Raw genomic sequence first — 15,638 nt, 5'->3', positions numbered from 1 at the left:
GTTGTCGCGTACGCCGGATGAGTCGCCTCCCGACTGCTCAGCGCCGGCGATCGCGGCGGGACGGAAAAACCCGGTTGACGTGGACCGTATGGTCTATTCGCGTGACCGATATCGACGATCTCCTCACAGCCTATGACGACCAGATGCGAGGAGAACCGCCCACCCCTCCAAAGGGAGTCCGATACGAGCAGGACGGGCCGTTGCTGCGGATCGTCGGCCAATTCCGCGGGTTCATCAGCTGCCCGCGCGACGTGGGACTACGTGGCTCTGACCTCGACGGGCTGATCCGGCGCCAACGCGACTACTTCGCCGCACGCGGAGAGGCGGTGGAGTGGAAGACCCGTGGGCATGACCGACCGGCCGACCTCGTCGACCGCCTGAGGGCCGCCGGTTTCGTCCCCGAAGAGCAGGAGACCGTCATGATCGGTCGCGCCGACGAGATGGCCGGGGCGCCGGTCCTGCCGGACGGCGTCCGCCTGCGCCAGGTCACCACAGATGCTGACATGCACCGCATAGCGGCGATGGAGTCCATCGTCTGGGGCCAGAACCAGAGTTGGCTCGCCGACGACCTGATCGCGCGAATCTCCGCGGCGCCGGCTGAGATCGCGGTCATGGTCGCCGAGGCCGACGGCGAGGTCGTTTCCGCCGCATGGCTCGTGTTTCGAGCGGGCACGGAGTTCGCTTCGCTCTGGGGCGGATCGACGCTGCCCGCATGGCGAGGGCAGGGGATCTATCGCGCGCTGGTGGCCGCCCGTGCCCGGCTCGCCACCGCCCGCGGGGTCACCTACCTCCAGGTGGACGCCTCCGACGCCAGCGCGCCCATTCTGCGCGCACTCGGGTTCCAGGCCGTGACCACCACGACCCCCTTTGTGTGGTCACCGACTCCTTGATTCCGGTGCGAACGGCGGCAAGTGCGTCGAGGTCGCCGCCGTTGTCACCCGAGCGTGTGCTCAGACGCCGGTCCGCCCGTCGACGAGTTCGCGCACGATGTCGAGGTGGCCGTTGTGGCGAGAGATCTCCTCGATGAGGTGGAGGACGATCCAGCGGAGGTCCGCGTGACGGCCGTCCCGGAAGGGGCGGCTCGCCGTCGTGTTCAGGTCATGGTCGGACACCAGGCGGCGGTAGCGGGCGCTCTGCTCCTCGTACTCGGCGAGAAGGCGGGGCAGCGGGATGTCGATCGCCTGTCGCATCTCGGGGTCCGGGTCCTCGTCGGTTGCCTCCGTCAGGGGGCCTTCGGGCTCCTCGCCCAGGAACATCACCTGGAACCAGTGGTACTCGACCCAGCGGAGATGGCCGATCAGGCCGCACATCGTCATCAAGGGTGAGTTCGGAAGCGGGGCCTTGCGGGCGTCCTCCGCGGACAGTCCCTCGCACTTGGCTCGGGCCGTGTCACGGGCGTAATCGAGGAAGGTGGCCAGTTGCGTGCGCTCGTCCCAGGCGGGAGGCGTGTCGGTGCGTCGTGTCATCGCGGGCAGCCTCCCGCAGCGCGGATGCGGTGTCGAATGAAATCGACCACACCGAGCCGGACGGCCCGTCTGGCTCTGGCGCCTATCGGTGTCTGTCCCTACCGCGTGAGCGGTCAGCTCAGGTCGGTGAGGAGGGCGCGTACCTCGTCGGCTTCGGGAACGCCGATGCCGGTGTAGACGTAGAGGGCGCGTTCGGCGTGGACGCGTGCCGTGTCCGGCTGGCCGAGGTCGCGGTGGGCGTGTGCCAGCCCGTGCTCGGCGCGGGCCTGTTCGGGCCGGTTGCCCTGTTCGACGGCGTGGCTGAGGGCGACCTCGTGGCAGGAGACCGCTTCGTCGGGCCGGCCCATGGATCGGGCCACCTCGCCCAGGCCGTTGAGGGCGGAGGCCTCCTCGGTCCGGTTGCCGAGCAGTCGGTAGAGCTTCAATGCCTGCTGATGGTGGTCGCTCGCCTGCTCGTAGTGGCCTTGGCTTCGGTACACGACGCCCAAGTGGTCAAGAGTGCGGGCCTCGCCGCCCCGGTTGCCGACCTGCCGATGCAGGTCGAGGGCCTGCCGATGGTGGTCGCTGGCCTCGCTGTAGCGGCCTTGCTGTTGGTAGCTGCGGGCCAGGTTGCCCAGGATGTGGGCCTCGCCGACCTGGTTGCCGATCCGGCGGCTCAGGGCGAGCCCGTGCTCGAAGTGCTCATGGACCCGGTCGTATTCGCGTCTGCGCAGGTGGACGTTGCCGATGGTGTTGAGCGCACGAGAGGCCGCATACAGATCGTCGCATTCGAGGGCCAGTTCCAGAGCCCGTCGTGAGCGGGCCAGCGCCTCGTCGTGGTCGCCGAGCCGGTAGCTGAGCCAGCCCAGGTCGACCAGTGCGGTGGCCTCGCCCGCCTTGTCGCCGAGCCGGCGACTCGCGGTCAGCGCGTGGGTGTGCAGGGTCAGGGCGTCACTGGGGTGCCCACGGGCGTCGAGGTAGGGCCGCAGCGTCGTCGCCAGGTCGCCCGTGATGGGTGGTCCGTGTTCCGCGGTGTGGGCGCCGACCGCGAGCAGGTTGGCCCGCTCGGCCTCCAGCCAGGCGGTCGCCTCGGCCTCGCCGGAGAACGACAGGATCGACCCGTCCGGCGCGGGAACCCGGGGCGACCGGCTCCGCCCGTAGTCGAAGAGGACGTCCACGGCCAGGCGCGCCCCGTGCAGGTAGTGCTCGGACAGTCTGGCCAGCGCGGCCCGCTGCTCGTCCCGCGTCTCCGTCGCGAGCACGATCGTACGGGCGTGGGCCCGCAGCAGATCGTGGAAGGTGTACCGGGCGGGCTCGTGCTGCAGCAGGACGTGCGCGTCCAGCAGATCTTCCAGCAGGTCCTCGGCCGTCTCCGGGGGCAGGTCGGCGAGCGCGGCGGCGGCGTTCGCGTCGATGTCGCGGCCCGGGTGCAGGCCGAGGAGCCGGAACATGCGCTGCCGGGCCGGGTCGAGCTGCTCGTAGGACAGGTTGAACGCGGCGGCGACACCGCGCTCGGAGGTGGCCAGTTCGGCGAGCCTGCGGCGCTGGTCGCGCAGCCGGTCGGCCAGGTACGCGACGGTCCACCGGGGCCGGTGGCGCAGCCGGGCGGCGGCGATCCGTACCGCCAGCGGGAGGAATCCGCACAGTTGCAGCACGTCCAGCACGGCTACCGGCTCGGCCTCCGCCCGGGCGCCGACGATGCGGGTGAACATCGCGACCGCGTCGGCGGGAGGCAGCAGGTCGACCGACAGCGTCTGTGCGCCGTCCAGATCGGTCAGCCGCCGTCGGCTGGTGATGAGGAGCAGGCTGCCGGATGCGCCGGGCAGCAGTGGCCGTACGTGATCGGTGCCGACGGCGTTGTCGAGAACGGCCAGCACCCGGCGGCCGGCCAGTTCCGCCCGCCACAGCGCGGACCGGTCGGTGACCGAGACCGGAATGCGCTCGCCCGGGACCCCGAGCTGCCGCAGCAGGATCTCCAGCGCCGCGCCCGCGTCCATCGGCTCCTGACCCGCCGTATGTCCGTACAGGTCGACGAACAGCTGCCCGTCCGGAAACCGGTCGGCGAGCCGGTGCGCGGCGCGGATGGCCAGCGTCGTCTTACCGATGCCGGCCATTCCGTCCAGAGCCGCGAGCGTCACCACCCCCGGCCGGGCATGGGCGAGCCAGTCGAGTTCGTCGGTCCGCCCGGCGAAGTCGGAGGTGTCGTACGGCAGGTAATACGCGCGCCGAGCGCCCGCAGTGTCCGGTTCGGGCGATCGGTGCGCGGGTCCCTCGGGCGCGGGCGAGGTGAGCGACGGACCGGCGCCGGGTGGCGTGAACGCGGAGTCGGCGAGGGCGGTGACCGGGAGCTCCGGCACGGGTGCGGGCGCGGAGTCGGTGACCGGGAGCTCCGGCACGGGTGCGGGCGCGGAGTCGGTGACCGGGAGCTCCGGCACGGGTGCGGGCGCAGAGTCCGGCGGCTCCGGTACAGGTGCGGGCGCAGCGTCCCCGGGCTGCGGCTGGGCGGGCTGGTAGAGCCGGAGGTCGTCGCGGAGGATCGCGTCTTCGAGGGCGATGAAAGAGCGATTTGGATCGAGCCCTTGCTGCTCGGCCAGGGTGGTGCGGAAGTTCCGCGCCACCGCCAGCGCGTCGGCCTGCCGTCCCGAACGGTGCAGAGCGAGCATGAGCTGGCTGGTGAGCCGTGCCCGTATCGGGTGCGCCGCCACCAGCCTGGTCAGTTCGTGGATGAGATCCTCGTGGCGGCCTGACGCCAGTTCCAGATCGACCAGCCGCTCGACGGCGGACAGCCGCCGTTCCTCCAGCAGGGTGCGTGCTTCGCGTACGTAGTCGGCGGTGACGTCCGCGAACGGCTCCCCTCGCCACAGTGCCAGCGCCGCTCGCATCTCCTCGACCGTCGCGGCGGTGACGCGAGCGGTGAACTCGGCCAGGTCGAGCCGGTCCGGACCGGCGGTGATCACGTAGCCCGACGGGCGGGTGGTCAGTACGTCGGCCGCACCGGCCGCCCGCAGGACACGGCGGATCGCGGTGATCGCGGCATGGATCTGCGCACGGGCGGTGTCGGGCGGGGTGAGGCCCCAGACGGCGTCGATGAGCCGGTCGGCGCTCAGCACCTTCCCGGCGTTGAGCAGCAGATAGCCGAGCACGGCACGGTGCCGGGGAGCCAGACCGGGCAAGGGCAGTCCGTCGGCGGACACCTCCACCGGTCCGAGCAGCGTGAACCGCAGCCCCAAACCCCCACCCCCGTGCGGCATAGCCCGTCTAACTGGGCATCCATCGCAAACGCATCGCGAATGTATCAACCGGCCCCTGGATGCTCATCGGCATGCGACTTCCGCTGATCGAGCCTGAGACCGCCGACGCTGAGACCGCGGACCTGATGGCCGCCATGCAGCGTACGGCCGGGGTCACGCCGAACATGGTCAAAGCAATGGCCAACAGCCCGGCGACGCTGCGGGGCTACCTCGGCTTCATCGTCGCGCTGCGCGACGGCGGCGACCTGCCCGCTCCGGTACGGGCGCGGATCGCGCTGCTGGTCGCCCAGGAGTACGGATCGGACTATTGCCTGTCCGCCCACACCTACCTGGGCGTCAACCTGACCGGGCTGAGCGCCGCGGAAGCCGCTCGCGCCCGCGCCGGCGAGTCCGACGATCCGGTCTCCGCCGCGGCGTTGGCGTTCGCGACCGCGCTGCTGCGCACCGGCGGGGACGTCACCGACGACGACCTGGCCGCGGCCGACCTGGCGGACCTGGCACCGGGACAGCGCGTCGAGATCGTCGCGCAGGTGGTGCTCGGTGTCCTCTGTGGCCTTCTCACCAAGGCGGGCCGCATCGACAACGACTGGCCGCTGGTCAGCCACACCGACTGATTGCGAATCAGCTGAAAGGAACGAACATGCAGGCACGAATGAAGAACCCGGCCTTTGTGCTGCCGGACGGTCTCAAGGGCATCCAGACCATCTTCAAGGGGATCTACTCCGGTGGCGCCCCGAACGAGCTGCTGGAGATGACCGCGCTGCGTGCCAGCCAGATCAACGGATGCAGCGCGTGCGTCCACGCCCACGTGCAGAACCTGAAGAAGGCCGGGGAGAGCGAGGAGCGCGTCGGCACCGTGGCCGCCTGGCAGGAGGCGCCGTTCTACAGCGACGCCGAACGGGCCGCGCTCGCGCTGGCCGAGGCGATGACCCGCAACATCGCCGACCGTTCCGGTGACGCGGTGCCCGACGAGCTGTGGGACCAGGTCGCCGACCACTTCGACGAGAAGCAGCTGTCGGCCATCGTCCTCAACATCGCGGTGACCAACATGTTCAACCGGCTCAACGCCACCATCAAGGAGCCGGCCGGCCAGAACTGGGCCTGACCGCTCTCCCTCGTACTTCCTTCAAAAACCCGTCACATCCCTTCCACCGGATCCGTCATAGCAGCGGAACCGGATCGAAGATCGAGAGAGGAAACCCGTCATGACCACCGAGTCGCGGCTGCCCAACCCCGTCAAGCTCGTCCCCGAGTTCGGGCCGGTCACCGGAGCCCTGTTCAAGGCCACCGGGAACGGTACGGTCCCGCAGACCACCATCAGCCTGATGCAACTGCGCGCCGGCCAGATCGTGGGCAACACCTACCTGACCGTCCTGCACACCGGCAGCCTGCGCAAAGCCGGGGAGTCCGAAGAGCGCATCACCGCCGTGGCGACCTGGAAGGACGCGCCGTACTTCACCGAAGCCGAGCGTGCCGCGCTGGCGCTGGTCGAGGCCGTGTACACCCCGAACCCCCGCGGCGAGCGCGTCTCCGACGAGCTCTACGCCCTGGCGTCCAAGCACTACGACGAGAAGGCTCTCGCCACGCTGGCCATCGCGATCGGCCAGGTCGGCTTCTTCGTCCCCCTCGCCCTCATCGGCAGGCCGCTGCCGGGCAAGTCCCCCGCGGAGCAGTGGCGGGACTGAGCGCGCCCTACAGTATTCCTCCGGCCGCTCTACCTGGGAGGACTCGTGCACTCGCTGACGAACGACGATGTCAAGCTGGCGGCAGAGCGGATCGCCGGCGTGGTCCGGCCGGTCACCGTCGTTCCCGCCGACTCGGACGTCTTCGGCAGCGGAGTGCACCTGGCGTTGGAGTTCATGCAGTACACCGGCTCCTTCAAGGCCCGTGGTGCGGCCAACTTCGTCGCCGCGCACCTGGCTGCGGGCACCCTGCCCGCAGCCGGGATCATCACCTCCACGGGCCGCAACGCCGACCTCGGGTTCGCCTGGGCGGCCCGGCGGTACGGGGTGCCGGTGACCTCGTTCCTGCCCGAGACCGCCGCGCCGGTCATGGTCGGCCGGCTGCGGGCCCTGGACGCGGACGTACGGGTGGACGCCGACCACACGGCCGCGGCTGGGGAGTTCGCCGAACGGACCGGTGCGGTCGACGCGTACGCCGCCGACGCCTTGCTGGCGGCGGCGGGCTCGGGCACGCTCCTGCCGGAGCTCGCGGCCGCCGTCCCGGGCCTGGACACGGTCGTGGTCGCGGTCGGTGCCGGCGGCATGTTCGCGGGCATCACCGCCGCCGCCGACCAGCACGGGATCCGGGTCGTGGCCGCCGAGCCGCAGGGCTGCCCGGCCCTGCACGCGGCACTGGCGGCAGGCAGGATCGTCGACGTCCCGATGGACTCCGTGGCCGCCGACTCGCTCGGCTCGCTCCGCGTCCTCCCCGCGGCCTTCCACTGGGCGCGGTCCGCCGACGTACGATCCGTCCTCGTGGACGATCCGGCGATCGTCCGCGCCAGGCAACTGCTGTGGGACCACCACCGACTGGCCGTCGAGCACGGCTCGGCCGCCACCCTGGCCGCCTTGATCGGCGGCGCTTACCGGCCCGCGGACGGCGAGCGGACCGCCGTCGTCCTGTGCGGGGCCAACACCGACCCCGGCGACCTGGTCCAGCCGCCGAAAGAACGGTGACCGCGGCGGCATGGGTCGATGCCGCGCCCTGTGAACACCACCTCCGGCAGGGTTGCCGATCGGAGGCAGCCTCCGTATCGTGGAGCCCGCAATCGGAGGTTTCCTCCGATTAGCCCGAGGAGGCGGTCATGACCATGGAGGAGACCCGGCGACGGCTCGGCCGGTTCGGCGTGTGGATCCCGCCGCCCACCCTGCTCATGACCCCCGTCTCGGTGCAGCGCCGGGAGTTCGCCCGCATCGAACGCCTCGGGTACGGCTCCCTGTGGAGCGGTGAGCCGCCGTCGACCTCCCCGGGCGCAGGTCGTGACGCGCTCGTCCAGCACGGGCTGATGCTGGCCGCCACGGAGCGGATCGTCGTCGGCACGGGGATCGCCAACATCGAGATGCGCGACCCGGTCGCCATGCACACGGGCGCGGCCACGCTGGCGGAGGCGTACCCCGGCCGGTTCATCCTCGGCCTCGGCGGCCAGAGCGGCGACCGGCCGCTCACCCGGCTCGGGGAGTACATCGACGCGATGGACGCCGCCGCCGAGCGGCTGCTGCCCGACGTCCGGTACCCGCGCGTCCTCGCCGCCCTCGGCCCGAAGGCGCACCGGCTGGCCGCCGACCGCGCGGACGGCGTCCACCCGTTCCTCCAGCCGGTCGAGCACACGGCGAACGCTCGGGCCGCCCTGGGCTCCGGCGGACTGCTGATCCCACATCAGATCGTCGTCCTCGACACCGACCCGGCTGCCGCCCGCGGCGGGTTGCGCGCCATGCTCCGCGCCGGCCGGCGTGGCGTCGACTCCCCTTACACGCGGCACTACCGGCGGCTCGGGTACGGCGACGAAGACCTCGCCGGCGACCGGAGTGACCGGCTCATCGACGCGATCCTCGCCTGGGGAGACGAGAAGGCGATCGCGTCCCGGATCCGCGCCCACCTGGACGCCGGCGCCGACCACGTGCTCGTCCATCCGCTCGCCGCGAACCTACCGACCATGGTCGACCAGCTCGAAAGGCTCGCGGGCCCGCTTGCCCGGTGACCGGCGCTCAGGGCGACGGCACCGCGGCGATGCCGTCTTTGCCGCCGGGATGTACGCCTTGCCTCCGGCGTTGACGGTGCGGCGTCCGTTTTGACGCGGTTCATCCGTCAACACCGACGGCAAAGTCTGACGTTAGAGGGTCGCTAGGAAGCCCTTGACCGCGAGGGCGAAACCTTCAGGGTCGGCGGTGTGGACGAAGTGGTCGGTATCGAGTTCGGCGAGGTGCGTGTTGGGGCGCTTGGCGACGATCTCCCGTCCCTCGTCCAAGGGAATGACCTGGCTGTTGCGGCCGAGCACGAACAGGGCGGGGCAGGTGCTGGCCGTCCAGTCGGCCCAGTGGTCGCCACGAGTGGCGCTCTCGGAATCGACGGTGTCCTGCGGATGGAAGGGGAGCCGCCAGCCACCGTCCGCGGTCGCGCGAAGCTTGTCGCCGAGCATCGGTGCCAGCGGCCCGATGCTCGCCAGCAGCTCTTCCTTCGAGGGTGCGGTGTAGGGCATGGACAGCACGAATGACAGAGCGCTCGGACCGTCGTCGAGGTCGCAGACCGGGCCTTCGACGTTGACGATCGCGCTGACCCGCTCGGGATGGCGGGCGGCGAGCTGGTAGGCGGTGATGCCGCCGCCCGAGTGGCCGAGGGCGACGACCTGGTCGAGGCCCAGATGGTCCAGCAGGGCGATGGCGTCGGCGACGTAGTCGTCACGGGTGTAGGACGAAGCCCGATCCGAATCGCCGTGACCGCGCTGGTCGGGGGCGATGACGCGCCAATCCGGCGCGAGCGCCTCGGCCAGCGCGCCCCAGGTCTCTCCCTCGTACAGGTGCCCGTGCAGAGCGAGCAGCGGCCGACCGGTGCCGCCGAAATCCCTGTAGGACAGGTGACGCTCGTCGATGACGATCTCGCCGCGGACCGGGGTGATGCTGTTCATGGGCGAATCCTCCGAAGGCGGTGGTGCAGGGTGTCGCGTGATCACCTGCACTCTCCTCGGGCTTGCTGACCAGGTCCGCACCAACGGCTGACAGCGCAGGGCAAGGCCCACATCGCCATGCGATGCCGATGAGTGTCCGCGCCGAACGGAACCCGTTTCGCGGAGTCGGGGAAAAGCGGGTGAAGCGCACACCGCGCACGGCCGGAGCACCGGCTGCACGAGACAGGAGCCGTATGACTGTGACGACCCGACAGGGCGTGAGCGACGCCGCTGTGATCGAGCAGTCTTGGCAAGAGCCCGGGGCCTTCGCCGCGCTCTACAGGCGGCACGCCCCTCACATCAGCCGTTACGTCGCCCGAAGACTCGGCGACGACATGGCCGACGACGTCACCGCCGAGACGTTCTACCGGGCGTTCGAGAAACGCCGAAAGTACGACCTCGGGCGGCCGGACGCCAGGCCGTGGCTGTACGGGATCGCCGCCAACGTGATGGCCCACTACCACCGCAAGGAGACCAGGATGCTGCGGGCGTTCGCCCGCAGCGGCGCCGACCCCGTGGTGCAGACCTACGGCGGTCAGCTGGAGGGTGCCGACGACCGGATCGTGGCGGCTGGAATGCACCAGGCGCTCGCGGCCGGCCTCGCCGGTCTCAGCCGAGCGCACCGGGAGGTTCTGCTGCTGATCGCCTGGGCGGATCTGTCCTACGAGGAGACGGCCCAGGCGCTGGGCATCTCCGTGGGCACGGTCCGATCGCGGCTGCATCGGGCTCGAAAGAAGATCCGCGCCGCCCTCGGCGACGGAAACCCCATGACCATTTCCGATGAAGGCTGAGGTACCGACCGTGAACGACCTCGATCTGATGCGCACGATGCGCACCGACGCCCCGATACCGTCCCAGCAGCGTCTCGACACCGGCGAGAAGCGGCTGCTGAAGGTGATCTCCTCCGACTCTTCCGGCGCACGACGTGCCGTACGGACCCGCCGGCGCTTCGGAGGTGTCCGGGTCATGCTGCTCGCCGGTGGGGCGGCGGCCGCCGCCGGCGTCGCGATCGTGGCCACCCAGGCGGGCGTCTCCCCCGTCACCCTGCACGGCACTCCCGCCGCGGAGGCGGCCAAGTACAGCGACCCGCTGGTGGCACGCGCGACCTTCGGCTGGCTCCCGCGCGGCCTGCACGCCAACGGCTACGTCGCCGATCACCAGCACGAGAAGTTCTTCCAGGTCACCGCGCAGGAAGGGGGGAAGGGCGAGGCCTCGGTGACCCTCACCGCGTACGAGCGCGGCAAGGAGCCGTTCCTGGGTTACCTCCCCGGTAAGGTCCCGGCCAAGCGGATCCCCGCCGCATCCATCAACGGCCACCCCGCTTACTGGATCTACAAGCCGAACCCGTCCGGGCAGTCGTCGTTCGAACTGCGCTGGCAGTACGCCCCGAGCAGCTGGGCCGACCTGGAGGGTGACGGGCTGAGCGGGAGCAGCGCCGAGCTGACGAGGACGGCGTACAAGATCGCCAAGTCGGCGAAGTTCGGCGACGACCGGCCGATCGAGATGCCCCTGCACGTCGGCGGTGTGCCCGCCGGGTTGAGCCCGGATCGGACGGTGCTCAACAACGGCGCGTACGGTGAGGTCAGCGCCATCGTGGGGTACAACGCCGGGGGGCCGTCGTCCAACTTCGGAATCAGCATCACCAAGTCGAACGGCACCATCGGGACCGCCGTCCCCGGCAAGCCCGGAATGCCGTGGAAGGGTCTTCCTCGTCCCAACACGAAGCTGAAGGGGCACCCCGCCTACGTGGCGCCGAGCCTCCTGTACGTCTACGGAGACAACGGCTTCGACGTTCAGATCACCGCGTCCGGCGCGGTGCTGGCGAAGCTCAACAAGACCGGTGGAGTCGTCGGCCTGTACCAGCGGATGACCGTTCTCGGCACTGATCAGGCGAACTGGACCCCGAACCCGATCAACTGATCTCTGCTGCCGGTACCGCCCGCAAGGGGCGGTGCCGGCATCGCCGTGCTCGCTGCCGCGCCCGCCGAGTCAGCCGGCGAGCGAGGTGTCACCCTTGCGGCGAGCGAGGGCCTCACCGGACGGAAAGGCGTTCGCCACGCTGCGCAGCAACGCCAGCGCCTCTTCGAGCGGCCGGCCTGCTATGAGTTCTTCCAGGCTGGCGTACAGCTGATCCTCGATGGCCACGATCTCCCGCTCGAGTCGGCGTCCTTCCGCCGTCAGCGTCAGCGTGACGAACCTGCGGTCATCCGGATCGGTGGTCCGCTCGACGAGGCCCTGGGCCACGAGCCGGTCGACCAGGCGGCTGGGACTCGCGGTGGTCTCGCACACCAGGAGCCGCCCGAGGGCCGACAGCGTGAGCGGCTGGTGATCGTGCAGGACCCGCAGCACCTCGGCCTGGGACGGGGTGAGCCCGAGAGGCCGCAGGCCGGCGCCGAGGAGGCGGTTCCCCTCCCGCTGAACGGCGAGGATGAGGTAGCGGAACTCCTCGATCGGCTTCATGTCGTGCACGCCCCTCGCTGTCGGTACGCCGGCTCCGGCAAGTCATGTTACACGACACGTATGACACGACAACTGATCCGTTGAGGGCACTTGACGAGACTAGATGTCGTGTCATCTAATGTCGTGTAATCGACCTCAAGGAGAGCATCATGAGCGGCTCAGACCCCATCAGCGCCGTATCTGTCATCAGCACCGGCACCGTCGCCATCCGCCCCGAGCACGTCGGGCCGACGCGGAAGAACACCTATGTCTGGCTGTTCTCCTCACGCCGGTGGACCGCCCCCCGGCCGATCAACGTCTACGTCATCGAGCACCGCGAAGGCCTCGTCCTGTTCGACACCGGCCAGGACCGCGCTTCCGTCACGGACCCGCACTACTTCCCCGGCGGCTTCAACGGGCGCGTCTACTCGCGGCTCGCCAAGTTCGACATCGGCCCCGAGGACACCCTGGCGGCCGGGCTGCGGGGACTCGGCCACCGGATCGAGGACGTCCACACCTCCGTCATCTCCCACCTGCACCAGGACCACATCGGCGGACTGCCTCACCTCGGCCGCTCCGAGATCGTCGTCAGCCGGCCGGAGTGGGAGTCACTGCACAAGCCGCTGCCGGAGGCCCGTGGCCTGATGCCCGGCCACATCGATCTGCCGGGCCTGCGGTGGAAGCTGGTCGACATGGAGGGCCTCGGCGAACCCACGCTCGCGCCGTTCACCCGCGGGCACGACCTGTTCGGTGACGGCAGCCTGATGCTGCTGCCAACGCCCGGCCACACGCCCGGCTCCCTGTCGATGCTGGTCCGCCGGCCCGGGCACGCACCGCTTCTCATGGTCGGCGACCTCACCTACGACGACCGGCTGCTCATGGACGGCAAGCTTCCGGGCGTCGGAAACAAGCGTGACATGCGCACGGCGACGGGGATGGTGAACGAGCTCCGCTCGCGGTTCCCGGGGCTGGTCGTCCTCCCCGCCCACGATCCGGCCGCCGGTGACCGTTTGGCCGCAGCGCTCGCCGAGGAGACTCCGGGAACCGGACTTTCCGGGGCGGCCACCGTCTAGAGCGGGTCGGCGCTTCCTCCGCGTCAGCCGGTGACGCGGAGGAAGCGGGTGCCCCACTCGCGGACGAAGTCGGTGAGCTCCGGCGGGCCGACGATCTCGAAGTCGGCGCCGATCGCGCCGATCAGCATGGTCGGCCACTCCAGGCCGTCGACGGTCATCAGCAGGCGGCAGCGGTCGTCGCCGATCTCCTCGACCGTGCCCCAGCGGGAAACGGTGGCGCGGACCTTGGCCGCCGGGGCGTGCACGATGACCTCGACGGCGTACGTCTGCGGCATGGTGGCGATGCCCGCCCGGACGAAGTCCGCGGCGTCCTCGGCGGGCAGCTCCCGGGGGCGGAACCGCTCGCCCGTGCTGCCCGGGTCGGAGAGGCGGTCGAGGCGGAAGCTCCGCCAGTCGTGCCGACCCAGGTCGTACGCCACGAGGTACCAGCGGCGGCCGAGCGAGACGAGGCGGTGCGGCTCGACGTGGCGGGCGGACTGCTCGCCGGCCCGTGCCCGGTAGGAGAATCGCAGCCGCTCCTCGTCGCGGCAGGCCTGGGCGACGGCGGTGAGCACGTCCGCGTCGATGGTCGGGCCGGCGCCCCAGGCCGCGGGGACGGTGACGGCGCGCAGCGCGTCGATGCGGCGGCGCAGCCGGGGCGGCATCACCTGGACGACCTTGGTCAGGGCGCGGACCGCCGACTCCTCGATCCCGGCGACGGCGCCCTGGGCGGCCATCCGCAGGCCGATGGCGAGGGCGACGGCCTCCTCGTCGTCGACCACGAGCGGGGGCAGCGCGGCACCGGGCGCCAGCTGGTAGCCGCCGTCCACGCCCCGGTGCGCGACGACCGGATAGCCCAGCTCGCGCAGCCGGTCGACGTCGCGGCGGAGCGTACGGGGAGAGACGCCGAGCCGATCGGACAGCTCGGGGCCCGGCCAGTAGCGGTGCGTCTGCAGGAGGGACAGCAGCCGGAGGGTGCGGGAGCTCGTGTTCGCCATGTCTTTCAGGGTTCCGGTCATTGCGGTCAGGAAGTGGCCGCTATGGACTCTAACGTCTTATCCATCGACCTCGTTCACAGGAGATGGCCTTGACCGAAATCCTCGAATCCCCGCTCGCGGCGGACGAGAAGACCACCGCGCCGTACCGCTGGCGGTGGCTCGCGTTCTCCGCCGTCCTCGCCTCGAGCGTCATGGACCTGCTGGACAGCACCGTGATCAACACGGCGGCGCCGGCGATCCGGGCGAGCCTCGGCGGGTCGTACGCGACGCTGCAGTGGATGGCGGCCGGCTACACGATGGCGCTCGCGGTCATGCTGCTCATCGGCGGGCGGCTCGGCGACATGTTCGGCCGCAAGCGGATGCTGCTGATCGGCGTCGCGGGCTTCACGGTCGCCTCCGTGGCCTGCGCGACGGCGACCTCCCCCACCATGCTGATCGTGTCGCGGGTGCTGCAGGGCGCGTTCGGGGCGGTGATGCTGCCGCAGGGGTTCGGGCTGATCCGGGACCTGTTCCCGCCGGAGGAGATGAAGAAGGCGTGGACCGCGTTCGGGCCGGTCATGGGGCTGTCGGCGGTGCTCGGCCCGATCATCGGCGGAACGCTGATCCACGCCGACCTGTTCGGCACCGGCTGGCGGATGATCTTCCTGGTGAACGTCCCGATCGGCGCCTTCGCGCTGGCCGTCGCGGCGCGGTTCCTGCCCGCGACGCCGCCCGCGGTGCGCTCGGCGCGGCTCGACCTGCCCGGCGTCGCCCTGGCCGCCTCCGGCACCTTCATGCTGATCTTCCCGCTGGTGCAGGGCCGTGAGCTCGGCTGGCCGCTGTGGACCAAGGCCCTCCTGGCGTGCTCGGTTCCGGTGCTCGCCCTGTTCGCCGCGTACCAGATCCGCCGCAAGCGGGTGGGCGCGACGCCGCTGATCGAGCCCGGCGTGTTCGCCCGGCGCTCGTACGCCTCCGGAGTCGTCTTCGCGATCGCCTTCACCGGGGCGATGGGCGGCACGCTCCTCACCCTCGGCGTGTTCATGCAGGTCGGCCTCGGATACAGCCCGCTGCGCGCCGGCCTCACGACGGCGCCCTGGGCATTCGGCGCGATGATCGGCTCGGCGATCAGCGGCACGCTCATGCTCAAGCTCGGCCGCCGGCTCCTGCACATCGGCCTGGCGGGCATGGGCACCGGACTGGCCGTCCTCTACGGCGTCTTCCAGTACGTCGGCCCCGGCCTCACCAGCATCGACTTCATCGCCCCGCTGCTGATCGGCGGCGTCGGGATGGGCATGATCTTCGTGCCGATGTTCGACATCATCCTCGGCGAGGTCGCCGACCACGAGGTCGGCTCGGCGTCCAGCGCCCTGCAGGCCATCCAGCAGCTCGGCATGTCGCTCGGCGTCGCGGTCATCGGCACCCTGTTCTTCGGGCTGCTCGGGTCGCAGGCGCACCACAACTTCGACGCCTCGGCCGCGCCCCGGCTGCGCGCCGCGCTGACCCGGGCGGGCGTGCCCGCCCCGGCCCAGGCCCCGATCGTCGCCGGCGTCCGGACCTGCGTGCACGACCGCGAGGCCGAGAAGGACCCGGACACCGTGCCGGCCAGCTGCCGGGCCACGGGCGGATCCGCCTCACCGGCGGTCGTGACGGCGCTGACCACGGCGGGCCTGGACACCCACCGCCGCGACTCGCTCGACGCCGCCGAGACCACGGCGCTGGTCACCATCGGGCTGATCGCGCTGGCCTTCGGACTCGGATTCCTGCTCCCGCGCAAGGCCCGCGCGGAGGCCGCCCCCGCCTGAGCCACGACG

Annotated in this window: 15 protein-coding genes; 10 read left to right on the top strand and 5 right to left on the bottom strand. The window is 70.9% G+C overall.

What is annotated here, in order from left to right:
- The first annotated feature begins 101 nt into the window (after nt 1-101).
- Nucleotides 102-890: a GNAT family N-acetyltransferase gene (locus ABEA24_RS00160; protein ID WP_345428008.1), complete on the top strand. Its 789-nt coding sequence runs from the start codon at nt 102-104 to the stop codon at nt 888-890.
- A gap of 60 nt (nt 891-950) precedes the next feature.
- On the opposite strand, the gene ABEA24_RS00155 is transcribed toward ABEA24_RS00160, so the two are convergent.
- Both ABEA24_RS00155 and ABEA24_RS00150 read right to left on the bottom strand, forming a co-directional pair.
- A complete protein-coding gene (locus tag ABEA24_RS00155) occupies nt 951-1,466 on the bottom strand; it encodes a DinB family protein (RefSeq protein ID WP_345428007.1) in 516 nt (171 codons plus the stop codon).
- A gap of 113 nt (nt 1,467-1,579) precedes the next feature.
- Entirely contained in the window at nt 1,580-4,675 is a 3,096-nt protein-coding gene (locus ABEA24_RS00150; protein ID WP_345428006.1) for an AfsR/SARP family transcriptional regulator, read from the bottom strand.
- Nucleotides 4,676-4,767: 92 nt separating this feature from the next.
- Here ABEA24_RS00150 and ABEA24_RS00145 point away from each other — a divergent pair, with 92 nt between their 5' ends.
- From ABEA24_RS00145 to ABEA24_RS00125, 5 genes are all read left to right on the top strand, one after another.
- Complete coding sequence (locus ABEA24_RS00145; RefSeq protein ID WP_345428004.1) at nt 4,768-5,310, top strand: carboxymuconolactone decarboxylase family protein; 543 nt, start codon at nt 4,768-4,770, stop codon at nt 5,308-5,310.
- Nucleotides 5,311-5,336: 26 nt separating this feature from the next.
- The gene (locus ABEA24_RS00140; RefSeq protein WP_345428002.1) at nt 5,337-5,801 is read left to right on the top strand and encodes a carboxymuconolactone decarboxylase family protein; all 465 of its coding nucleotides are present in this window, start codon (nt 5,337-5,339) and stop codon (nt 5,799-5,801) included.
- Nucleotides 5,802-5,901: 100 nt separating this feature from the next.
- Complete coding sequence (locus tag ABEA24_RS00135; protein WP_345428000.1) at nt 5,902-6,381, top strand: carboxymuconolactone decarboxylase family protein; 480 nt, start codon at nt 5,902-5,904, stop codon at nt 6,379-6,381.
- Between the two features lie 45 nt (nt 6,382-6,426).
- A complete protein-coding gene (locus tag ABEA24_RS00130; RefSeq protein ID WP_345427998.1) occupies nt 6,427-7,374 on the top strand; it encodes a pyridoxal-phosphate dependent enzyme in 948 nt (315 codons plus the stop codon).
- 128 nt (nt 7,375-7,502) lie between these two features.
- The gene (locus ABEA24_RS00125; protein WP_345427996.1) at nt 7,503-8,396 is read left to right on the top strand and encodes a TIGR03620 family F420-dependent LLM class oxidoreductase; all 894 of its coding nucleotides are present in this window, start codon (nt 7,503-7,505) and stop codon (nt 8,394-8,396) included.
- 132 nt (nt 8,397-8,528) lie between these two features.
- Here ABEA24_RS00125 and ABEA24_RS00120 read toward each other — a convergent pair whose 3' ends face one another.
- Nucleotides 8,529-9,320, bottom strand: a complete 792-nt coding sequence (locus ABEA24_RS00120) for an alpha/beta fold hydrolase (protein WP_345427993.1) — start codon at nt 9,318-9,320, stop codon at nt 8,529-8,531.
- Nucleotides 9,321-9,553: 233 nt separating this feature from the next.
- Here ABEA24_RS00120 and ABEA24_RS00115 point away from each other — a divergent pair, with 233 nt between their 5' ends.
- Nucleotides 9,554-10,150, top strand: coding sequence for an RNA polymerase sigma factor (locus ABEA24_RS00115; protein WP_345427991.1), 597 nt, complete (start codon nt 9,554-9,556; stop codon nt 10,148-10,150).
- 10 nt (nt 10,151-10,160) lie between these two features.
- Nucleotides 10,161-11,279, top strand: coding sequence for a hypothetical protein (locus ABEA24_RS00110; RefSeq protein ID WP_345427989.1), 1,119 nt, complete (start codon nt 10,161-10,163; stop codon nt 11,277-11,279).
- A gap of 69 nt (nt 11,280-11,348) precedes the next feature.
- On the opposite strand, the gene ABEA24_RS00105 is transcribed toward ABEA24_RS00110, so the two are convergent.
- Nucleotides 11,349-11,819: a MarR family winged helix-turn-helix transcriptional regulator gene (locus ABEA24_RS00105; protein WP_345429589.1), complete on the bottom strand. Its 471-nt coding sequence runs from the start codon at nt 11,817-11,819 to the stop codon at nt 11,349-11,351.
- Between the two features lie 149 nt (nt 11,820-11,968).
- Here ABEA24_RS00105 and ABEA24_RS00100 point away from each other — a divergent pair, with 149 nt between their 5' ends.
- Nucleotides 11,969-12,871, top strand: a complete 903-nt coding sequence (locus ABEA24_RS00100) for an N-acyl homoserine lactonase family protein (protein ID WP_345427987.1) — start codon at nt 11,969-11,971, stop codon at nt 12,869-12,871.
- Between the two features lie 23 nt (nt 12,872-12,894).
- Here ABEA24_RS00100 and ABEA24_RS00095 read toward each other — a convergent pair whose 3' ends face one another.
- Nucleotides 12,895-13,848, bottom strand: a complete 954-nt coding sequence (locus tag ABEA24_RS00095; protein ID WP_345427985.1) for a helix-turn-helix transcriptional regulator — start codon at nt 13,846-13,848, stop codon at nt 12,895-12,897.
- Between the two features lie 89 nt (nt 13,849-13,937).
- Here ABEA24_RS00095 and ABEA24_RS00090 point away from each other — a divergent pair, with 89 nt between their 5' ends.
- Entirely contained in the window at nt 13,938-15,629 is a 1,692-nt protein-coding gene (locus ABEA24_RS00090; protein ID WP_345427982.1) for a DHA2 family efflux MFS transporter permease subunit, read from the top strand.
- Nucleotides 15,630-15,638 lie beyond the last annotated feature (9 nt).

This window comes from Actinoallomurus vinaceus, assembly GCF_039542055.1.
GTDB classification, from domain to species: Bacteria; Actinomycetota; Actinomycetes; order Streptosporangiales; family Streptosporangiaceae; genus Actinoallomurus; species Actinoallomurus vinaceus.
This window is presented reverse-complemented; position numbering and strand designations above follow the sequence as displayed.